19 protein-coding genes are annotated in these 20,946 nt (G+C 52.8%); 2 read left to right on the forward strand and 17 right to left on the reverse strand.

What is annotated here, in order from left to right:
* Positions 1 to 14: 14 nt before the first annotated feature.
* The 12 genes from KF814_14375 to KF814_14430 all read right to left on the reverse strand — a co-directional run bounded on the left by KF814_14375 (position 15) and on the right by KF814_14430 (position 13,943).
* Positions 15 to 935, reverse strand: a complete 921-nt coding sequence (locus KF814_14375; GenBank protein ID MBX3237330.1) for a phytanoyl-CoA dioxygenase family protein — start codon at positions 933 to 935, stop codon at positions 15 to 17.
* Between the two features lie 14 nt (positions 936 to 949).
* Positions 950 to 2,227, reverse strand: a complete 1,278-nt coding sequence (locus KF814_14380) for a DUF4910 domain-containing protein (GenBank protein MBX3237331.1) — start codon at positions 2,225 to 2,227, stop codon at positions 950 to 952.
* A gap of 57 nt (positions 2,228 to 2,284) precedes the next feature.
* On the reverse strand, positions 2,285 to 2,818 hold the full coding sequence (gene rfbC / locus KF814_14385) for a dTDP-4-dehydrorhamnose 3,5-epimerase (GenBank protein ID MBX3237332.1): 534 nt from the start codon (positions 2,816 to 2,818) through the stop codon (positions 2,285 to 2,287).
* Entirely contained in the window at positions 2,815 to 4,119 is a 1,305-nt protein-coding gene (locus KF814_14390) for a class I SAM-dependent methyltransferase (protein MBX3237333.1), read from the reverse strand. The genes rfbC and KF814_14390 overlap by 4 nt, the downstream gene beginning before the upstream one ends.
* A 62-nt stretch (positions 4,120 to 4,181) precedes the next feature.
* Positions 4,182 to 5,234, reverse strand: a complete 1,053-nt coding sequence (locus KF814_14395; GenBank protein ID MBX3237334.1) for an SDR family oxidoreductase — start codon at positions 5,232 to 5,234, stop codon at positions 4,182 to 4,184.
* An 80-nt stretch (positions 5,235 to 5,314) separates the two neighbouring features.
* Positions 5,315 to 6,085: a glucose-1-phosphate cytidylyltransferase gene (rfbF, locus tag KF814_14400; protein MBX3237335.1), complete on the reverse strand. Its 771-nt coding sequence runs from the start codon at positions 6,083 to 6,085 to the stop codon at positions 5,315 to 5,317.
* 588 nt (positions 6,086 to 6,673) lie between these two features.
* Positions 6,674 to 7,531, reverse strand: a complete 858-nt coding sequence (locus KF814_14405; protein ID MBX3237336.1) for a DUF3473 domain-containing protein — start codon at positions 7,529 to 7,531, stop codon at positions 6,674 to 6,676.
* 13 nt (positions 7,532 to 7,544) lie between these two features.
* Positions 7,545 to 8,612, reverse strand: coding sequence for a TIGR03013 family PEP-CTERM/XrtA system glycosyltransferase (locus KF814_14410; GenBank protein MBX3237337.1), 1,068 nt, complete (start codon positions 8,610 to 8,612; stop codon positions 7,545 to 7,547).
* Complete coding sequence (locus KF814_14415; GenBank protein ID MBX3237338.1) at positions 8,596 to 10,950, reverse strand: AAA family ATPase; 2,355 nt, start codon at positions 10,948 to 10,950, stop codon at positions 8,596 to 8,598. The genes KF814_14410 and KF814_14415 overlap by 17 nt, the downstream gene beginning before the upstream one ends.
* Positions 10,947 to 12,422 (reverse strand): hypothetical protein, encoded by a 1,476-nt coding sequence (locus KF814_14420; GenBank protein ID MBX3237339.1) that lies wholly within the window; start codon positions 12,420 to 12,422, stop codon positions 10,947 to 10,949. Before KF814_14420 ends, KF814_14415 begins: the two co-directional genes overlap by 4 nt.
* 100 nt (positions 12,423 to 12,522) lie before the next feature.
* Positions 12,523 to 13,146 (reverse strand): polysaccharide biosynthesis/export family protein, encoded by a 624-nt coding sequence (locus tag KF814_14425; protein MBX3237340.1) that lies wholly within the window; start codon positions 13,144 to 13,146, stop codon positions 12,523 to 12,525.
* 92 nt (positions 13,147 to 13,238) lie between these two features.
* Positions 13,239 to 13,943 carry a polysaccharide biosynthesis/export family protein gene (locus KF814_14430; GenBank protein MBX3237341.1) on the reverse strand — a complete coding sequence of 235 codons (705 nt, stop codon included), beginning with the start codon at positions 13,941 to 13,943 and terminating at the stop codon, positions 13,239 to 13,241.
* Positions 13,944 to 14,847: 904 nt separating this feature from the next.
* Between KF814_14430 and KF814_14435 the strand changes: the two genes are divergently transcribed.
* Both KF814_14435 and KF814_14440 read left to right on the forward strand, forming a co-directional pair.
* On the forward strand, positions 14,848 to 15,459 hold the full coding sequence (locus KF814_14435; protein ID MBX3237342.1) for a response regulator transcription factor: 612 nt from the start codon (positions 14,848 to 14,850) through the stop codon (positions 15,457 to 15,459).
* Between the two features lie 277 nt (positions 15,460 to 15,736).
* Positions 15,737 to 16,228 carry a hypothetical protein gene (locus KF814_14440; GenBank protein MBX3237343.1) on the forward strand — a complete coding sequence of 164 codons (492 nt, stop codon included), beginning with the start codon at positions 15,737 to 15,739 and terminating at the stop codon, positions 16,226 to 16,228.
* Positions 16,229 to 16,244: 16 nt separating this feature from the next.
* Here KF814_14440 and glgA read toward each other — a convergent pair whose 3' ends face one another.
* The 5 genes from glgA to mgtE are packed head-to-tail and all read right to left on the reverse strand — an operon-like array spanning position 16,245 to position 20,841.
* Entirely contained in the window at positions 16,245 to 17,744 is a 1,500-nt protein-coding gene (glgA, locus tag KF814_14445) for a glycogen synthase GlgA (protein ID MBX3237344.1), read from the reverse strand.
* A 56-nt stretch (positions 17,745 to 17,800) separates the two neighbouring features.
* Positions 17,801 to 18,295 (reverse strand): hypothetical protein, encoded by a 495-nt coding sequence (locus KF814_14450; GenBank protein MBX3237345.1) that lies wholly within the window; start codon positions 18,293 to 18,295, stop codon positions 17,801 to 17,803.
* A gap of 14 nt (positions 18,296 to 18,309) precedes the next feature.
* Positions 18,310 to 18,666, reverse strand: a complete 357-nt coding sequence (locus KF814_14455; protein ID MBX3237346.1) for a DUF971 domain-containing protein — start codon at positions 18,664 to 18,666, stop codon at positions 18,310 to 18,312.
* 15 nt (positions 18,667 to 18,681) lie between these two features.
* Positions 18,682 to 19,452: a DNA repair protein RecO gene (gene recO, locus KF814_14460; GenBank protein ID MBX3237347.1), complete on the reverse strand. Its 771-nt coding sequence runs from the start codon at positions 19,450 to 19,452 to the stop codon at positions 18,682 to 18,684.
* Between the two features lie 51 nt (positions 19,453 to 19,503).
* Positions 19,504 to 20,841, reverse strand: a complete 1,338-nt coding sequence (gene mgtE, locus KF814_14465) for a magnesium transporter (protein ID MBX3237348.1) — start codon at positions 20,839 to 20,841, stop codon at positions 19,504 to 19,506.
* Between the last annotated feature and the right edge of the window lie 105 nt (positions 20,842 to 20,946).

A 20,946-nucleotide genomic window follows, 5' to 3' on the forward strand; every position in this document is an offset into this window, starting at 1 on the left:
AGACGCCAGCTTCCTTACGTAGGTCGATAAGTAAGGTTCCCCTGCTCAGCAGTTCCATCATCGTACATTGCAACGAGATCATCCGGAATATGAGTCAAATCAGTTCCTCTGAGATAATCCCGCATAGTGGTACCGGTGCATTCCTCATCGACCTTCGGCGCTCCGGCTTTCGACCGTACGTCATCGAGATGAACAAGCCTAAAATCGATACTAAATCGAGTCTTTCCAGAGGTATTCGGTACGCTCGAATGCATCTGTGCGGCGGAAAACATAATCACGCCTCCAGCAGGAACGATCAATCGAAGCTGGGGGTCCAGATCGAGCGCCCCCGAGGGCCTGGGCAGCGGTCGCGGATCTTGCTTGAGAAACTGTGCCACATGCCCTCCCCGATGTTGCTGATTCCAAGCGTAGTAGTTGTAACCTTTTGAGGTGTTCGCAACCGTACGATTCCAATACTGGGGATGAAACGCCATTGCATTGTCCGGCTGAATATCATAAATGGGAATCCACCAGTTAATTTGCGACATGGGCGCTGAGTACCAAGTATCGCGATGGGGATGCCACGCATAAGCGATACCGGTTGTTAAGTAGTTGTCGCTCGTGGAACTTCGCATCTTCGGCACGTCAAAATAGGTTTTCCCCAAATCACACCCAAGGTCTGCGAGCACAGCCTGTATGTGCTTCTTAGACTCTGGATGATGGATGAACTGCGGTTTCAATTTCCCCAAAATTTCTGCGTATGCTTCAACCGATATGTGGTACTGCGCATGCTCGGGGTCGTGCGGGGCAAAGGCGTCTCGAATCAACTGCCTGGCAAACTCGACAAATGCAAGCGATGCTTTTCGCGGCGAGTACGCAAATAGCTGCCCTTCAAATAGGAGTCGACGGCGAGCGTCATCGGTCACCTGAGCATCATAGTACACCGCGTTGTTCATAGACTCTCCTCTGTTCAGGATTCTTTCGCTTCCACAGCATTCGCGCGGACCAGCCCACTCGCTTCTAGCAATTTCGACGCAGCATGAATAGCTACGAACGGAATCTGCGCCTTTTCGGCAATATCCAGGAGCGAGTGTTCCCCATCAGCCATGTTCAGCACCCATAGGAGCGCCATCTCGCTACTCGCCCCTTCTTTCTGCCCGGCGATTGCCCGATACAGTCCCCGCCTCCCCAACTGCGGTTCACAAAACGGGTTCTTGCTAACAGGTTTAGTGTCATTTTCGAGTACGTACAAGGCGTTGAGCACTAGGTCCAGTGAATCTTGCAAAGACTCTGCTTTTACCAGCTCCAAGTTGTCGGCAGATGTATGGTACTCCGGATACTCCCCATGTGGAGTCCGCATCAAGCAGCCTACTGGAAGATTGAACCCCGGAGAGCAATACTGCCGCTCGTCATATCCATATGGATAAAACTCGATTATCCTATAGGACTTTCCTCGATGCTTGAGAACATGTGCCATAGCCCGATCTATTAAGCTGATGCCTCGGCGACTTTGCTTGTAGGTCACGCCGCCGCCATCCCCAATACCCGTTAGCACGAGACCGGCCTGGATCCGCCCGACTTGATCCTGGTTTCTAGCCAACCAAGTAATGGATCCGATTGTCCCAGGAATAAAAAGGAAACGGTAGGAATATGTCCTGGCCATACCACTGAGAAGCTCGGCTAGCATCGTCGCGACGACGATCCCCGAAAGATTGTCGTTGCAAAGAGACGGGTGACAGACGTGACTGGAAATCAAAATCTCTTGATCACTCTCGCCTGGTATCAATAACTCACCGTACGTCAGGCTCCCTTTCTCAAGAGTTGCCTCAATCCGCACATCATACTCAGCTGCACGGAGCTCCAGTCGTTCGCGATGCGAAAGGCAAAAACCCCAATTCCCCTTGTAGTAGGACGTTCGATATGGAATCCAATCCGGATGCTCGGGCAAGGAATGCAAATGCGATTCTAATTCGTCACGTGAGACCCGCCCTTGGAAGGGGACACTGTACCCAACCACGTGAAGATTGTTGTCTCTAAAATCCACGACGCGATGACCATCGATCGTAGCCAGGTAAGCATCCCGAACGTTCCACTCCAGAGGAACCATCCAGTCAAACACAGGTGTACCTGAAGCCACCTCGTGGACGTGGAGTGGTACGCGTTTTCCAAGCCTGGCAAGCGTCTCTCGTACACCGTTGCCCGTAATGCTGCGACAAATTGGGTAGAGTTCCTTCATGAGGCCATACATTTGTCCAGCACGGGTTTTGGCTAATACAAGTTCTAGTTCAGCCAGGGTCATCTAACTTCACCGTTCGACAAAATCGTCATACGTACGGTCTCGATCCGAAATCATCCGAACACTCTCAGGCCAATCAATCCCAAACGCTGCATCATTCCATCGAAAACCTCTCGCATATTCCGGCGCGTAAGCCTCTGACATCTGGTAGGCAACTTCGGCATCATCTGTTAATGTCTGGAAACCATGTGCAAAGTCTTTTGGCACATAAAGCATCTTGTAGTTTTCTGAGGATAGAACCACCGCAAACCATCGCCTATATGTGGGAGACTCACGACGCAAATCTACGATCACGTCATACACGGCTCCGCGAGTACAGCGCACTAGTTTGGCTTCCGCTGCGGGGGACACCTGGTAATGCATGCCACGGATCGTACCTCGCAAACGTGTGTAAGAGAGGTTACACTGTACGAGCTGAGCATCGAGTCCCTTGGCAAGGAATTCTTTGGCACACCATGTCCTTGCAAAAAACCCGCGCTCGTCCTCTCGACGCTCAAGATCAATCGCAAATGCTCCTGATAAACCTACCTCTTGAAAAATCACGAAAGCACTCGCACCTCAGGAATCGGCACAACAAATTTTCCTCCCCACTCCTTGATATAGGCCATTTGCTGAACCACCTCCGCCTGAATGTTCCAGGGAAGAATTAAGACATAGTCCGGTTTGGTCTCACGAATTTTTTCAGGAGGAAGAATGGGGATCCGTACTCCCGGCAAGAGATGCCCCTGCTTGTAGGGGCTCCGATCCACCGTATAATCGAGAAAATCTGTCCGGACACCACAGAAGTTGAGAAGCGTATTCCCCTTAGCGGGAGCCCCATAACCGACAACCGATTTACCTTGTGTCTTTGCCTCAATGAGAAACTTGAGCAGTTTCATTTTCGTTTCAATAACTTGCTTGGAAAATGACAGGTAATGGTCCAGACGTCCAAACCCTTCCTTCTCTTCTCGATCCCGCAAATCCAAAAGGCGCTTCTCGATAGGCTTGGTGCGATCATCGGCATGGCAGGCGAAGATTCTCAGTGACCCTCCATGAGTGGGTATCTCCTCAACATCAAACAGCGCGAGGCCATGCTTGGCGAAAACCCGCGCCACAGACAACAGCGACCAATACGAAAAATGCTCATGATAAATGGTGTCAAACTGGTTCTCCGCCATCAGTCTCATCAGGTGCGGAAACTCCATGGTCACGACACCTTTGGGCTTGAGCGCAATCTTGAGTCCACTGACGAAATCATTGATGTCCGGGACGTGCGCCAAAACATTGTTGCCGACGAGCAAGTCAGCACGCTTACCGGCTTTGGCCAACTCCCGTGCCGTCTTGACGCCAAAAAACTTGACGATCGTAGGGATCTTCTTTTTCCGTGCTATCTTTGCGACATTTGCGGCTGGTTCTACCCCCAGTACCGGCACACCCCGTTCCACAAAGTATTGCAAGAGATATCCGTCATTGCTGGCAATCTCGACAACCCTATGACGCTTGTCGAGGGATAGCCGTGCCGTAATGTCTTGGACATATCGTCGTGCATGATCCAGCCAACTCTCGGAGAATGATGAGAAGTACGCATAGTCACCAAAAATGCTCTGTGGACTGGTGAACTCTTCGAGTTGAACCAGGAGACAAGCACTGCACACAAATACATGAAGGGGATAAAAAGGCTCCATTCGGTTGGCCATATCACTCTTGATGTACGAATTTGCAAGAGGAGACATGCCAAGGTCCGCAAAGGTATGCTCCAGCCCCGCACCACAAAATCGGCAGGACCGTTGGCCAGACTGCACCGTTTTAAGGCGAGTCGGTTTTACGGACTTGCGTTTGTTCGACGTCGAAGAGCTCTTGCGCATCATACCTCCTGCATTTCATTTACCCCGAGATACTTCATGCCACTGGGAAACCGATGGAGCCCTCAGCACCCCTTGTTCCACCGAAGCTCATCTGTCACATACCCTCGACTCTTGAGACCCTTCAATACGTTGAGCCTCATTAGGTGGGACTTCCGGAAATCAGCATCTGCAAAATGCATATTTGTTAACCCCTGCCTCAGATCACGGATGGCATGGTCAAGATCCACCTCAGGCTGATACGCAGGAGCAAGCCGTCGGAACTTGTCAAAACTCACACGATAGGACCGCTTATCAGGCTGGGCGTCCTTGTTGATGGAAATCTGCACATCGGGGACAATCTTTCCAACAGCCGCTGCAAGATCTTTAACTTGGTAATTCCATGAGTCCGTACCGACATTCACAATGACACATTCGCCGCCGTTGTCGGACTTACGCTGGACCCCCCAATCAATAGCCTTTGCCATATCCTTGATATGGATTAGGGGACGCCAAGGTGTACCATCGCTCAAAATAGTAATCTTTCCAGTAGCTAGAGCACTTGCCACAAAGTCATTGAGAACCAAATCAAGCCTGAGGCGGTCGCTCATCCCGCAGGCAGTCGAAAATCGCAAGCAGGTCACTGAAAAGCCAGCCGCGGCAAATTTTGCAAGCTCCTGCTCTGCTTCAATTTTTGACTTCGCATAGGCAGTCAGAGGATTGACCATTGATTCTTCTGTTTTCGCCCCCTCTTCAGCAAATCCATACACGCTGCAACTGGACGCAAAGACGAAACTTTTTGCACCGCAGCTCTTTGCCATTTCAGCCATTGCCACGGCGGCGCGACAATTTACGTCCATCGTGACTCCCTCAAACGAGGCTCCCATCGGATCGTTTGATATCGCAGCCAGATAGACGATGGAATCCACGCCTTTGAGCATCTCACGATCCACGGTCCTGACATCTGCAAATACTTGAGCATCCAACCGGCACTCAGGCAGAAAGTCACTTGCGGTGAGACAATTGGCAAAGTAGCCCATATCTAACCCGAAAATTACCGCAGATGGGTACGACTGCCGCAACCGCCGTACTACCGTCGAACCGATATAGCCCATATTACCCGTGACTAGAATCTTCATCTTCTCGACATCTCCATGATCATACTAACTTCCTAAATTAGCTCGGGCATCCAAAGCGTCAGTCGGAGAAAATCATCCTTTTACCAGATCTTCCAGGGAGCCTTTCCTGAGGCCCATAGTTCCTCTAGGTAATTCTTTTCCTTCAAGGTATCCATGCAAGACCAGAATCCATAATGTTTGAATCCCATCAGCTGTCCGGCATGCGCAAGCCGTTCAACAGGTTCCCGCTCCCATGCAGTTTGGTCACCATCAACGTAGTCGAGCGTGTTCGTATTTAGGACAAAAAACCCCCCGTTAATCCAGCCCTCCCCCGCATCCGGTTTTTCGAGAAACTCACGAACTTGGTCACCATCGAAACCAATACGTCCAAATCGTGCGGGAGAACGCACCGAAGTCATTGTTGCCTGCTTCCCATGTGAACGGTGAAACTCCAAGAGTGACCTGATATCAATGTCCGCAACACCGTCGCCATAGGTCAGCATGAATTCTTGATCATCTCCGATCCATTTTCGCAGACGCTTTACTCGCCCTCCAGTTTGTGTATTCACACCTGTGTCAACTAGATGGACCGTCCATTTCGGCTGATTACCATCATGGATCTTCGTCTTTCCCGTAGACAGATCAATCGAAAGATCATTGTTGATTGCAAAGAAGTTCAGGAAATACTCCTTAATCATTTCTCCCTTATAGCCCAATGCAATGAGAAATTCTGTAATGCCATACGCAGCATGAATTTGCATGATATGCCAGAGAATCGGTTTTCCACCGATCTCTACCATCGGTTTGGGTCGCAGAATCGTTTCCTCTGAAAGTCGTGTCCCCAGTCCTCCTGCAAGTATGACTGCTTTCATGAGTCTCCTTCCTATCCTGCTACTAGAACCTACATGCCACGGCCGTTTAGGATCTACCCAAGGAACCTATTGCTCATACTGTATCGAACCGAATTTCGCTACTGAGATTCCGACGGTATCGAATGTGGGAGAACCTTAAATGATATGCATTCTCTCCGCCGTTTAGGGAGGGTTTGTAGGCTATAAATGCGTCCCTTACGGACCCCCAATCAGCTGCCCTTAACAACAATATCATTTTTGGTGCGGAATGGATCGTCATCCCACTTCTGAGGGGGGAAAATAGAGGCACGGCACACCGAAAATCCCTGTCCAAGCATTGGGTTCCAGGACAGAGAGACGCCCGCTACCCGCAAGCAAGTTCTAGGTCCCAACCAAACCAACCTGAAGCTGAGCGTCTAGACAGCCAAGGACAATCAACTTCGCAGCCTCAAGAACGATTCGACATACTTGAGGCATAAAATTACCTTGGTGTTACACAAACAATGGTGTCGTGGACAGGCAGAACGCACGCCTGACAGTGCACTATCGCACCCACTGCGAAGAGAGCATGTGTCACGAAATGGCTCGCCCCGCCGTCAAAATTGGCGTCTAGCGGCAAATCGCTCCAATTGGCGCAAAGACTTCACGGATGGGGGCAAACCGAAAATCTTCCAACAATCGTGCTAGCCGGGATTCCGTTTTGTGCAAATTAAGATAATGACGAACACGTGAGAGCAATGGCCCTTCCATACGGGGCTGATCTGGATCCAATTCCCACGGATGCAGATACATCACAAATGAGCTTCCCTCACGCTCAAGCCGCCGCAGAAATCCTCGAAGAATACCATAGGGGTATAGGCGGAAATAGCCGCCACCGGCGATTGGCAGCCGAAATCCACAGAACTTCACAGTCGAAGGTGGTGCTTCCCACAGCTCACCAGAACTTGTAACGATCTGATGCACATTCGGATTGGCACCGGGTACTCCGTAGCGGTCATGAACTACCGGAAAGATACTGGAGTCATAGCAGTATCCTTCCTCAATTAGGATAGGCAAAGCCCATAATGTCTGTTGAGTTATGGTGAAGCTGGGAGCACGATAACCATGAACAGGCTGAGACAGTATCCCCTCAAGTATTCCCTTGGCACGACGGACATCCTCACGAAACTCTTCCGGCGTCAGACTTGTCACTAATTGATGACCATAGCCGTGGGAAGCTACCTCATGTCCTTCAAGAGCAATGCGCCGCACTAGATCGGGACACCGTTCGGCAACCCAGCCCAAAACGAAAAATGTGGCCCGAATGTCCTTGGCTGACAAAAGCCTGAGGATTCTCTCTGTATTGGCCTGAACTCGGCTTTCAAATTGCCCCCAATGCCGCCTACGCATCGGCGATTCAAAGGCGGAAACCTGAAAGTGTTCCTCGACATCAAAGGAAAGCGAGTGCAATCTTAGAGTCGTTCCCATTCAAGAAAACTCTCTACCTTGCCCCGTCTCCCATCAGCATCACTTTGACCGTGTGCAGGACAATCCGCAAGTCGAGCAGCAAGGACAGGTTCTTAACATAGAACAGGTCGTACTGCAGTTTGACGTGAGAGTCTTCCTTCGATGCGCCATACCGGAAACGAGTCTGCGCCCAACCTGTGATGCCGGGACGAACGGTGTGTCTGAGATCGTAATATGGAATAGAGTTGCGCAGCTCTTGCACAAACACTGGCCGCTCCGGCCTTGGGCCAACCAAGCTCATTTCCCCTTTCAACACATTCACGAGCTGAGGCAATTCGTCCAAGCGGGATTTTCGCAACCATTTCCCCACTCGCGAGATTCTGGGATCTTCCGCGGAAGCCCACCGCGCGCCACTCTTTTCAGCATCTTGGCGCATTGATCTGAATTTCCAAATCATATACGGTCTTCCACGCAGGCCAACTCTCATTTGTCGGTAAACAACTGGTCCTGCAGAATCCACCTTGATGACGACCGCCAGGACCATGAACAAAGGTATAAGCATTAACAGCCCAACTGCTGCCACGAAAACGTCAACGCACCGCTTAAACACCATGGACAGCATGCGCCGACGAAAACCCGTCGAAAAAATAAGTGCGCTAGGCTTGAGATGATCGATCGATAGCCGACCGGACTCCTCCTCATAGAGGTAATGCCCATCTACAACATCACGGCCCATTGCTTTCATATCGAGCAAAGTCTGCACAGGGAGTACTGCTCGGCGGTCCTCCAAGCAGACTGCAACAGTATGAACTTGGTAGCGCTCAGCGATCTCAAATAGTTGGTCGTAGGTCCCAATAATGCAAGGATTTACTATTCGTTCGCCCACTCGACTACCATCCTTGTCTAGAAACCCTACCACTTCCGTCAATCCCGCACGCTTTGCCAGCAACGCCTGGCATAGGTCACGTGCAAGCGGGCCGACGCCTAGGATTAATACTCGCCGCTTCAACTTTGGGAAGCTGACAGAAACCGAAATCAGCGGTTGCGGAACCACACTCTCGCTGATTTCAAGACTCTGATCAGATTTACTTGAGCTGTTCATGATGTGCTTCGCGGTAGTATTCCTGCTGCATGTAATACGGCGTGGTATGCGCGTCAAGTCCGTTCAGTATGATCCCGACGTTAGTCGTATCTCCTATCGCCTTTAAGGCCTTCTGGACCACATCCCGTCCCGTCACACCGGCCTTCACTACATAGGCAAGCACATCGGCCAAACTCCCCAGGACGTGGATATCGGCAAGAGGGAGCACCGGCGGTGCATCAATGATTACGTAATCAAACTTTTCCTTCAATTCCATTACCAAGTCCGCCAACTCATGCATTTTCGACAACGCAAGAGGATTGTCAGCCACGGAACCAGCGGTCAGAATCCAGGGGCCCGCCTCCCCAATCCGCTGGATACAATCCTCGACTGTCTTGGTGCCACGAAGAACCTCTGCTAAGCCAGGCTGTTGCCACACGCCAGCATAGATATGTTGCATCGGTCGCTTCAAGTCACAATCGATGACGATGGTTCGACGGTCAAGATCTTTTGCCAGCACATAACCAAGATTGAGCGCTGTGGACGACTTACCCTCGCCCATGACGGCACTAGTGACAACTACTGCCGTGCTTTTCCGATCACCGACCATTAACTCTAACCGCGTTGCCGCGACTCGATACTGTTCTGCGACAAAAGAAAGTGGGCGCCACATAGAAACCAGTTCCAAACCAGGCGCAGGGCTGTGTAAGTTCCCAGGCTGAGGCCGCTGGCGTGCCATTCCTACCACTGGCACCCCTCCGCTCACTGCAATCTCGCGGTCTTCCGTGTCTGCGCCGGAAGGAAGAAGCTGAGTTGCTCTTGACTTGTGAGACAGGGTTCGCACCGTCTGCATAGTCCCACCAAATGCCGTCTCATATAATGGAACGGAGGCGATTACGGGTAAGCCGAGTGTGACTTCCACTTCCTCGGCAGATCGGAAACCTCTGCCCATTAACTCAAGACCTATCGCTCCGCCAAAACCAACCGCACATCCAACGACGAGGCCAGCAAGCATAATGAGGGGAATATTGGGAACAACAGGGACAATTGGGGTATAAGCAGGGTCCACCACGCTGAACTTCGCACCCTTTCGTCCACGCGCCATGTTTTTTGCCATACCCGCGCTCAATTTCTTATCGAGCAAAGATTGATAGTTCTTCTGCAAGTTTTCATAATCACGCTCGAGAGTTTTCAGGCGTTGCTCACGTTCCGGTGTACGCTCAACCCTTCGCTCGTACTGCGAACGTTCAGCCACGATCTGAGACTGATGTCGCTTGACCGCTTCTAGTTCGATTACAAGTTCCTCTCGCTGGCGCAACTGTTCAGCATGATAGGGGTCAATGGCCTTCTTCTTCGTCCGTTTTGTCCCACCCGTATCCTCCTGCTCATCCGATTCCGGAAGAAGATCCCGATACTGTGCCGTGGTCATCTCCTTGAGCTTTTTCAACTCTTCTTTGATTTGAACGAGATCCGGATAAGTGTCTTTGTACATCGACGAAAGCTCAACCATTCGTCGCTCGAGGTCCTTAATCCTAGCAAGCCTTGGATCCTTGTTTTTTTTAGTTGTTCCGGAGATTCCAGGGACATCACTCGCCTCTCCGGTTTCCTCATAGTCTCGAATCGCCTTGTCCAATTGAATCAACCTGCTTGATAAGGTCTGGGCAAGATCGCTTTGTGACTTCATATCGTCTTGAAGACGATCCAGCTTGTGCAAATTGGCATCAATCTGCTGAGGGAGTTCCCCAAGATGCTGCTGCTTAAACTCAGAAATAACCTTCTCTTTAGCCTCAAGATCCGACTTTGCTCTTTTTAATTCCTGTTCCAAAAATTCTTCTGCGGCCTCAACACCCCGCTCGCGATCCTTCAAGGTCTCCTCTATGAACAGATCGCCCAACTTTCCGGCTACATCGCGAGCCATAATCGGGTCTTCGCTCAGAAACGATAGGACAATAAACAGCTTGTCCTTGGTCGGCTCTACCTTGATAGATCCTCGCATAGCCCTAATGGCATTCTCAGATTCCGACGACTCGGGGCGTTCCTTTTCATACCCATACAACCCGAATTCTCCAGCAATCGCCCCGAGTGTTTTCCGACCCATGACAAACTGTCGAACCTCCATCACTCTGTCATCCAGAGAAGGGACGTATGCCCCTCCAGCGGGATTAGGGCCGCTGACGATTGATTCCTCTATCTTTGCCCCCTCGAACCACATCTTTACGCCAGACATATATGTCTTGGGCATCAAAGCACAAACTGCGCTTGCGATACTGAGCGAGATGAGGATCGCGGACACCACCAACCATTTCCGGCTAACAATGGAACGCCAGTAGTCTTCCGGAGACAAAGTACGTGTGTTCATTTCTTTAGGTCCACTCCTCCAGGACTGTTTGTTCCTGATCCGCTTCCAGCACCAGACGACTCAGAAGACGCCCCTTCCCAAAACGCTCCAGACCGAAAGAAATCACCACGAGGTGCGTACGCGTAAGTAAGACCTAATAGAACAACCTGCTTAGAAAAGCTGAGGTCACCAGCACCCACCGCTGTCACATTGTTATCAAATTGCAGCCACCGATGAGTCAGGAATGCAGTGAATGTGGGGGTAATGAGATAGTTCAACCCCACTGTCGTTCCATAGCTATTGAATGTAGTTCCAACCGTATCAGCCGTAAAGCTACTATGTGCGAAGTTAAACCCGGCTTGGGCTGTCAATCGATCGGTAATACCTGCCGCACTTGTGAGCGCGACCAAGTGAGTATAAATCGGACCTGCCGTCTGTACGAAACTGGGATACACACCAAGATTGTAGCCCAGTGTCACACGATAAGACCCCGGCGCGGCAATCCCACCTGGCATATTCATCCCCGGCAGGATTGGCAAAAACCCTCCACTCATTGCACCAGACGAAGACCCTCCAGTCGCTTCTTGTATCTCGCTTCCCAGTCTCCTCAAAAACGACGACCCTGAAGCATAGGTTACAGTAAAACCACCCGTTGGCAACATTGTCGCGGGAACCCGTCGCTGCCCACCAACCGCCGTCGCGTCCGGCGTAGGTTCAATCAACTGCAAGCCGCCGTTCACACTGGAACTCATTTCTCTCGTCCAGTTCCTCCCCCAACCCAGGGTTCCGGTATGAAAGGTAAAATCTCCAAACGAGGCTTGGGAGGTTTGAGTAAACGTGTATTTGAAGGAAACCGTATCGGCCCCGGAAATCCGCATGGTGGGTCCGGCGCTGATCGTATGGGTGTGAGTATCAAAGACGGTGTTCACAGCCTGACCGGTGCTCGTAGTGGTGGGAGCCAGATTACCACCAAAACTTATTTGGGAATAACCATACGAAGTCTGAAAGTCGGTGGTTGGAGATAATGCGTAAGAGGTGGCAGCACCGACATTATAAAGACTTGTCCGAATCCGTCGCGTCACTAGTCCGGAATCGATCGGCCCAGTCACACCAATCCCGCCACTACCAAAGGTACCTCCCCCAATTCCTCCCCCTAATCCGCCCGCTCCAAACGCAGATGCTGAAGGTGTGAATTGATAGGTGCCGTAAATCCGTGCCATCTTCATTCTCGGCAGAACGTTACTGACAGCCCTGGAAAAATCAATGCCTGCGGCCGCATTGAACCCAAAGTTATCCAACTCTGAATTATTGGCAAATTTCTGGACTACCGCTCCCAGCGACAAGTTCATCGTGACCTGTGAGCTACGCTGGGAAAGATTTATCTGGGGCGTGATAGTCGTAATAAGGTCATCGGGCTTCTTCCCAGACAATTGCGATTTTGGTGCAAAAAACACATTGCTATCGTACTGCTCCAAGATGGATATGGATGGCACCACTCGAACCTGCTGCGCCCATACCTGCTGAACCAGAACGGCGAAGAGGATCACAATTGCGAGAGAAGCCCGCCCCCATGCTCGCCCGCCCCATCCATGCCTAAGGCACGACAATGACATCACCAGCCTTGAGGAAGAAATTCCCCTCTGAATTCTTTCCTTGAATGATGTCTTCATAGGGAACAGGGATTTGGATCTGTTTCGGCTGCCCCTGTCCATTGGGAACCACACGTAGCACGTGGATTTTGTTTCGCGAAGCAAAGGTCGTAAATCCGCCCGCCAAAGATACTCCTTGCAACACGGTGGCGTAGGACTTGAGCGGAACCTTGCCAGGCTTCTGAACTTCTCCCAACACATAGACATAGTAACTATTTACCTCTTTGACTTGAACGGAGACGGTCGGATTGGACATGAATTCTGCCAATCCATCCGCGATTCGCTTTGCCAGCACGTTAGCCGTCATACCAGCGGCCTGGACATCGCCAATAAGCGGCATGGAAATTTTCCCATCCGGCCGGATGATGACCTCACGGGACAATTCCTGGTTTCGCCACACGTTCACCACCAAAATATCCTCAGGCCCGAGAAGAAACTCATTTGGGGGAATATAAGTGACGTTAAAATCTAATTGTTCGTTGCCAAGCCAGCATCCTGGCAGAGCAAGGAAAAGTCCCAGGGCAATACATAACCCTCCTCGCGCGACTGTGCAACCGAAAGTTTTCACTTTCCTCACTCCTTTTGCTCCTTAGTCCTAAATCAAAAATCTAAATCAAACGCTTCGAGGTCGCAACGAACTGACCTCGGCAAATGCAGCTTCTATCGAGTAGGCAATACGACCATCGTCTCCGAAGGAACTACAATTTGGTCGCCCGGCTTGAGCTCGATGTTTTGATCCGAGCCATCGCGTAGAACAATGTCATCGTAGCTTGCTTTAATCTTATTCAGTCCCTCTCCATCCTTTCCAAACCGAAACACCACGATCTTATTCCGTGCCGCGACTTGGGTGAACCCACGCGCTATGGTAATGGCCTGCAGAAGCGTGGTCTTGCTCTTAAGAGGATATTTGCCTGGAGCATTCACTTCTCCCAGCACATAAATCTGATAGCTGTTGACCTCACGCACCACAATTGAAACCGTGGGATTCTCCATATAAGACTTGAGACGTGACGAAATCTCCTCTGTCAATTGAGCTGCGGTGCGACCGACTGCTGAAACATCGCCGATCAACGGCAGGGAGATTCTCCCGTCGGGTCTCACTTGTACCTGCTTCGAGAGATCTGCATTCTTCCAAACTGTAATTTCAAGAACGTCCTCGGGACCAATGATATAGTCGGGGGTCACCGTCAACGAAGACTTCTCCGCTCCTTCAGGAATCGAGGCATGACGCGGACTTGCCGATGGATTAGAACCAGCCGTCAAAGTAACCCTTGGACTCGACTCCAGAGGATTTGCGCTGACGGAGCTCACAAGCATAACCCCGCTCAGCAGGATGGCGCCGCCAAGATTTAGTCTTCCAATCATGTTGATCTTCTCCCCAAATGTGTGATGACGTCACAAAAAATAGCACGCGGCCAGGCCAGCTCAGCTAAAACAGAAACTTCAGTCCAACAAAATACGAGTCACTGTGCTTGGACGAACCAAACGGAACCCTCCTCATCCATCGGACTTCGGCAAGCGTTGGCGTCTCAGCCTCGGCAACAGGAGTTGGTACATATACCTTCATGACTTGTTCGAGGGTCGGAGCCGTGTCCATAAGTAGCAACATACCTCCACTGCTAATGTTCACCGAGAGCGCACGCCCTTGCACAGCTTTGCCCGGCAACTCAGTTGCCAACGTTGTCAGCTCGTAGGGGATCGGCCGAAGTAGCGTGACCCGCTCACTGTGCTTTTGGTGCGTCGGTGAGATTGGCCATTCCCAATCGGTATGTGCCACGGAGTTGTTTCCCGACTGAAATTCACGCATGGCTGAGAACCCTCCCCAGTCCCTAATTCACCCTTATCGTTACCCTTGTACCAATCAAAGTTGGCACATCATCTAAATTTTGTCTAAACCCCAGGCACACTTCGCTTAAGCCCCCTCAATACCTACTCTCAAATCATTGATTTTCTTGCAATCCAATCGGGATAAGCTATTATCAGCCTTGCCCCTCGGTCCAAGCGCACACATCTTTGGAGATGGAGATCAATCCTCGGTGGGTGGCCACAGGCCCAAATTGCACAACATATGTGCCACAAGAACAAGTGTCAGTATAGAAGCATCCAGGATTACGAACAATACCGATCACGTGGGAACGAGATCCTCGAAGGTAGGATTTGACTACCTCGAAAGTGTTATGTAGCATTACTACATGACCTCCGCTCTCACCTAAGTTACCAGAAAGAGATCGATTGTCTAGCTTGGTCAAGTACTTTAGGAGCACACGCCGTGGCTGAAAACGCGATCAATACTCAGGATTCCGCAGATGGCTTGGTTGACCAACGGGCCGGGGCGGGCATCGTCGTCCTATCCTCATCGATGCAGCTGCTGCACATGAACCGCCAAGCGGCCGAGCTCTCCAAGCAGATCAATATGGCAGAAAATGGTGGCGTCCCTGCCAAGGCCGCACAAGGAGTGCTGCCATCCGCCCTCACTGAGCTCTGTGCCGAGATCATCAAGGCCCTCCAGGTCAGAACTGAGGCCAAGGATTGGGAACAGTTCGAGGTAAAACGAGTCGCCGGCAATCCAAACCAACCAGTTCTGCTTCGGGGATTCGGGCTACCGGACCGGGGCGGCATTCAGCATGCGCGTCTGGTTGTAACCCTGGAGGAGTTGGGTCGACGCCAACACCTCAATACAGACCAGGCCAAAGAACGATTCCAACTAACCAATCGCGAACAGTCCGTTGTGGAAAACTTGGCCAAAGGCTGGACCAACAAGGAAATCGCCAACGCCCTTCAGATCACTGAACAAACAGTCAAAGAACACATCAAACATATTATGAGGAAAACGAACTCAACGACCCGCACCGGCATTCTCGTCCAGGTGTTTAAGTCCTAATACATCTGACAATCTCAGCAACTCCCCTCTCTACCTCGCCCCAGATATTCTGGCTTGGTTGACTGCCATCATCTCTTCTCAAGCAATTGCCTCTGTCGCAAATTCCTCACAGTGAATGAAATTAGAGACGATCACACGCATCGCCACACAAAAATAAACATTATAGATCATACAGTTACGATTCTGGTTACTGGCCCAGCCTTTGCTCAACACTTATAGTTGTTTGCCCCTGTTGGGGACGACCGAGTTGATGGGGAATCTTAGGCGGGTATCAGGGATGAGAACTCCATTCAGACACCAGATTCTGGCGATTGTGGCAGGCAGTCTCCTCGTATCAGCCTGCCAGTCCGCACCACAGGCTACTTCCAATCGATACAACAATGGCGCGTTCATGGATCTGTGGGGAACCTACACCCATTGCCTTGCAACCGATCAATTTCTGACGGCAAACCTAGACTCAACGAAGCTCCGCGGCGTCAGTGCAAATGCCTCGGCTCAGACGACATTGGAAACTCTCGTTCCGACCGCCCTGCGCAAGCACTTGACTCAATCATCCCCTCGTCTGGCCGTTGACCTCCACGCGATGGCGGCCTCATGCAGTCTCCATACGGGTACCCTGGCTGCATCCGTCGGCGAATTCGATGTGGCCCGCGCACAGTTTCGACAAGTCGTGGCGGCCGAAGGCCAAGGACAAACCCGCTACTACGTGGACCTAGCCCGCACCAAGCTTGCCGAACTGGAACTAGCGCTCCAAGCCTCAGCCAGGTAAGTGGAGCCCCCTATCCCTAGGACAAATTCCCTGGCTGCTGCTCCTTCCGGCTAACCGAGTGGAAGAGTTGTATATACTTAGCAGCCGACTGCTGCCAGTTTAGTTCCTGCCGCATGCCAGCAGTCGCAATCCCTCGCCATTCTGCTTTGTCTCTATAGACCTCCAAAGCCAACATGATGCTCGCCAACAGTGACTCCGAACTGGAGTCAACAAAGACAAAACCGGTCGAACGCTTTGCCTTGGCCGCCACCGGCGCATAGTTGCAGACCGTATCGGCCAATCCACCGGTTTTGCGAACAATCGGAACCGTACCGTACCTGAGGCTATAAAGTTGGCTCAAGCCACACGGTTCATAGCGGGAGGGCATAAGAAAGAGATCGGCGCCGGCCTCGATGCGATGCGCTAAGCCTTCGTCGAACGCCTGTCGAAACGCGATCTTCTTCGGATACCGCTCCGCCCATTCCGTGAGCGTCCGTTCATACATCTGATCTCCAGTACCGAGAACCACCAACTGAAGATCCAACTCGATCAACTCAGGCAACAACGCGACGATCAGGTCAATCCCCTTTTGACTCGTCAATCTAGCGATCACAGACAGCAGCGGCACACTTTGTTGCGGCAGGCCAACTTCCTTTTGGAGATCGCTCTTGCAGCGGGCCTTCCCAGACAAGTCCTCCACGGAATAATGGTAGCGAAGGTGCGGATCCGTCGCCGGATTCCATAGGCTGTCATCGATTCCGTTGACAATTCCATGCAAAACCCCTTTCCGCTCTTCCAGAACCCCCTCAAGGCCAAAGCCGAACTCCTTCGTCTGAATTTCGCGGCTGTATGTCGGGCTCACGGTCGTGAGGGCATCAGAGAAAACCAATCCTCCCTTGAGCAGATTCACGGACCCGTAAAATTCCAGATGTTTGGGACCAAAGTATTGGACAGGCAGACCAGTCGTCGGAAAACTCTTACCAGGAAAGAGGCCTTGGTAGCCAAGATTGTGCACTGTCAGAATCGTACGGAGGTTCTTAAAGGCAGATGTCGTTTGATACAAGGTCTTCTGATATGCCGCACAGAGCGCCGTCTGCCAGTCATGCAGGTGGAGAATGTCTGCGTACCATGATTCGTGCTCACCAAGAAATACCAACCATTCCATCACCGCTCGACAGAACAGACTAAACCGTTCAAGGTTGTCGGGATAATCAGCCCCCCCTTCCTGGTACAGCCCAGCACGGTCGAATGACGCATCATGCGATATCGCGAATATCCGCAGCCGCCCCGCCCCGGCCGGCTGTGATTCTCCTCCCGCCGAGATCTCATGAATGCCGACTTTCGCCATCCCCGAAACCGTCGGCACCACAAGCCGCGCAACTTCCTTTCGGTGAGATGCAGCCGCCAACAGCTGTCGGTATCCGGGGATCAGGAGGTTGACATCGTGCCCCAAGCGACAGAATTCCACCGCCAGGGCGCCAACGACATCTGCTAGCCCGCCGGTCTTGGCAAAAGGCACAGCCTCTGAGGATGCCATGCAAACATTGAGAGGAGAGAGTTGGACTTTGCTCATATTCGATAAAGGAGAGGGTCTTAGCGAGGCAACGATTCCAATCGTGTTTTGAATTGCTCCTCGTATTTCCAGGTCTTACCAACGGCGTGGATTTTTTCAGTCGTCATCGGCTCGTAATAGACGAGGGCCTCTTCGAGAAAAACAAGGTACATGCCTGGATCGGCATAAGCCAGAAATAGCGCATCGCCCGCTTCCAATCCGGTTTCCCATCCCTGTGGAGCCTCTCCCAATGACAGCCGCGCCTGCGGGATTAATCGCCCATCCTTCATCCCGAAAAAGTGAGTGAACTGATGATGCATGTAGGTCGGCTGACCCCACGTTTCCACAAACGCCTTCGGCGTAATCTGTCGAACACGAAAATCCTTCTGTTCGACGAAGCGCTTTTGCTCGGCAAGCGGCGGCATCGCTGTGCAGGATGAGAGTAGGAGCCCCACCAGCAGACACCATGACCACAGCCCATGGGCACCGCTATAAGCCTTCGCCCCTCGAATCTCCGCCGAGAGATACCTGCTCATCTGCCTTCCTCCAGTTAGAGTAATCGACGAGACTTCGGCGCCTCGACTTTCACCGGCTGACAGATGTCGCACTGACAATGCCGGCGCAGAAACGCGTAGGAGTAGATCCCCGTATCGTGCCCATCGCTCCAGGTGAATTGGAATGCATACCGGCCCACAGGCTGCACGTCCTGCAGCATGATCAGCAATGGCACATCGTCCGGCTTCAATCGAAGTTCGCCGGTCCACTCGTCGGTGCAGGCGGCGCACGGACAATGTTGACGCAGGTATCGAACTGGATACCGGGCCTTATGGCCATCGCTCCACGTGATGGAGAGCACCCCCTTCTCCACCCATTCCATATCGATCGGCTCAAGCACCGCTTCGGTCATGATCTTTCAACCCCCTCAGCACAACGGTCGGGCCGGTGGCCCGCTCGCCAAGAAATCGATCGGCGGCAGCCGTCGTCCCGCCACCACCGTCACATAACTTTCAATTGCCGCCTCCACTTCCGTCCGTACTTGGCCGGCAGCATGAAGACGGTTCACCAGCGCCGGCTGCATCTGTAACGCTTGGTGAAGAAATGCCGCGCTGCCGCGAGACAACACGGTGCAGCGAGCCGGCTGTTGGCTGGCGCAACGCTCGCAGACGAGCCCCCCCGCAAGCGGAGAGAAATTCGGCAATGGGCGGGACTGGGTCTGGCCGCAAGCCGCGCAGTGATCCGTCTGGGGACGAAAGCCACTCAGCCCGAGCAGACGAATCTGAAATAACAGTGTGGTCCACGCCACATCCCGACTCATTAACAACGATCGCAGCCCCTGTTCCAGCCCTTCGAACACCCGGGGTTCGGCATCTCCTTCGGCCATCACAGCCCCAACCAAATTGACCATCCGGCTGGCCGCCGCCATCAGCGACAAATCATCACGAAACTTGGCGAAAGGCTCGTCGATCGTCACCTGGGAGATCCGATAGAGAGAATCACCCGGCTTCTCGAACAGATCAAGCTGGCACAAAGTGAAGGGTTCGATCATGCCGCCCAAGCGGCTCTTCAGTCGCCGCGCGCCGCGCGCCACCCCGCGCAACTTTCCAAACCGCAGGGTGAAAAACGTGACGATCCGGTCGGCATCTCCCCACTTGCGGCTATGCAGGACGATGGCGGGCGTTTTGACGAGCGGCACTCTCTCACCCTTGAACGGAAGACTGCACAAGACATCCGGCGTGGGATTCCACTACCGCAACTGCTCCAGGAAAATGGTCGCCAGCGTCAGATAGATGGCAATCCCGGTAATGTCGTTGGCCGTGGTCACGAAGGGACCGGCCGCCACAGCGGGATCTACGCCCATGCGCTTCAGCATGATAGGCATCACCGTGGCCATGCTGGTGGAGACGAGAAACGCCGTGATCAGCGATACCCCAACCACAACGCCCAAAAAGACCTGGTGCCATAACCAGCCGACGGCCGTCAGCATCAAGCTGCAGGCCACGCCCATCAAGAACGCGATCTTGATCTCGCGAAAGAAAATCTTCCAGACGTCCGTCAGTTCGAACAGGCCGGTGGCCAGCCCCCGAATGATCAGTGTCGACGACTGCAACCCGACGTTTCCGCCCATCGCGGCTATGACCGGAATGAAACTGACAATGGCCACGACCTCTTGGATCGTAAATCGGAAAAACCAGAGAATCGTCCCCGACAACAGGCTCCCGATCAAGTTGGTGAACAGCCAGGGAAGGCGCACGCGCGCCGCCGCCAAACTGGACGACTTCGACGTCGCTTCTTCCTCGATGGCGCCGGCCATCTTCAACATGTCTTCGTTGGCTTCTTCACGGATCACGTCCACCACATCGTCGACAGTGATGATTCCGACCAACTTGCCGTCCTTTTCCACCACCGGGATGGCCAAAAGATTGTAGCTGGCCACCTGACGCGACACCTCTTCCTGGTCCATGTCGACCGCGACACTGATCAAGTCCCGCGTCATGATGTTTTTGAGCGGCGTCGCCGGCGGGACCGTCAGCAGTTGCCGAAGGGACAGCACCCCGACGAGGCGATCGTCCTTGTCCGTCACATAGATGTAGAACACCATCTCCGCGTCCGTCGCCTGCTGCAGCCGGCGGATCGCCTCTTGCGCCGTCGCATCCTCGGACAGCGCGAAGAACTCCGTGGTCATGATGCCGCCGGCGGTCCCCTTCGGATACTTCAGGAGATCGGCGATTTCGGTGGAGTCCTCGGTCCGCATCAGCGAGAGGACTTCCTTCGCGCGCTCGTTCGGAAGCACACTCAGGATGTAGGCAATGTCGTCGGCACCCAAGTCCTTCAGCAGCCAGGCCACGTCGGAGGGCAGCAAATCGGCCAGCACGAGCGTCATGCTGTCGCCGTCAAGCTCGCTCAGCACCTGGCCGCGCTTCACTTCACCGCGCACCAACTCGAAGATCTCGCGCTTTTCTTTCGGGGAAGAGAGGTGATCGATGACGTTGGCGATGTCCGCCGGGTGCATTCGCGCGAGCATTTTTGTCAGATTCGTGATCGCCCCACGCCGCAACAGACGCTGGATCGACACGAGACGCATGTCGGCCTTGGCCTGCCCGCGCTCCAGCGACTCGCGCGGCGGCTCCTTGACCGGCACCTCCCGTTCGGGAGGCCGGACTCGCTCAGGCTGGGACTGCACCGGTGC

This window comes from Nitrospiraceae bacterium (assembly GCA_019637075.1).
GTDB lineage: Bacteria > Nitrospirota > Nitrospiria > Nitrospirales > Nitrospiraceae > JAHBWI01.

What these genes read in the sequence shown, in the direction of transcription:
- KF814_14380 (MBX3237331.1), bottom strand. Translation starts at nt 2,227, where the DNA reads ATGTATGGCCTCATGAAGGAACTCTACCCAATTTGTCGCAGCATTACG.
- glgA (MBX3237344.1), bottom strand. Translation starts at nt 17,744, where the DNA reads ATGGCATCCTCAGAGGCTGTGCCTTTTGCCAAGACCGGCGGGCTAGCA.
- mgtE (MBX3237348.1), bottom strand. Translation starts at nt 20,841, where the DNA reads ATGCGTCTCGTGTCGATCCAGCGTCTGTTGCGGCGTGGGGCGATCACG.
- KF814_14405 (MBX3237336.1), bottom strand. Translation starts at nt 7,531, where the DNA reads ATGGGAACGACTCTAAGATTGCACTCGCTTTCCTTTGATGTCGAGGAA.
- KF814_14430 (MBX3237341.1), bottom strand. Translation starts at nt 13,943, where the DNA reads ATGATTGGAAGACTAAATCTTGGCGGCGCCATCCTGCTGAGCGGGGTT.
- rfbF (MBX3237335.1), bottom strand. Translation starts at nt 6,085, where the DNA reads ATGAAAGCAGTCATACTTGCAGGAGGACTGGGGACACGACTTTCAGAG.
- KF814_14395 (MBX3237334.1), bottom strand. Translation starts at nt 5,234, where the DNA reads ATGAAGATTCTAGTCACGGGTAATATGGGCTATATCGGTTCGACGGTA.
- KF814_14440 (MBX3237343.1), top strand. Translation starts at nt 15,737, where the DNA reads ATGAGAACTCCATTCAGACACCAGATTCTGGCGATTGTGGCAGGCAGT.
- KF814_14410 (MBX3237337.1), bottom strand. Translation starts at nt 8,612, where the DNA reads ATGAACAGCTCAAGTAAATCTGATCAGAGTCTTGAAATCAGCGAGAGT.
- KF814_14450 (MBX3237345.1), bottom strand. Translation starts at nt 18,295, where the DNA reads ATGAGCAGGTATCTCTCGGCGGAGATTCGAGGGGCGAAGGCTTATAGC.
- KF814_14455 (MBX3237346.1), bottom strand. Translation starts at nt 18,666, where the DNA reads ATGACCGAAGCGGTGCTTGAGCCGATCGATATGGAATGGGTGGAGAAG.
- KF814_14390 (MBX3237333.1), bottom strand. Translation starts at nt 4,119, where the DNA reads ATGCGCAAGAGCTCTTCGACGTCGAACAAACGCAAGTCCGTAAAACCG.
- KF814_14415 (MBX3237338.1), bottom strand. Translation starts at nt 10,950, where the DNA reads ATGAACACACGTACTTTGTCTCCGGAAGACTACTGGCGTTCCATTGTT.
- KF814_14375 (MBX3237330.1), bottom strand. Translation starts at nt 935, where the DNA reads ATGAACAACGCGGTGTACTATGATGCTCAGGTGACCGATGACGCTCGC.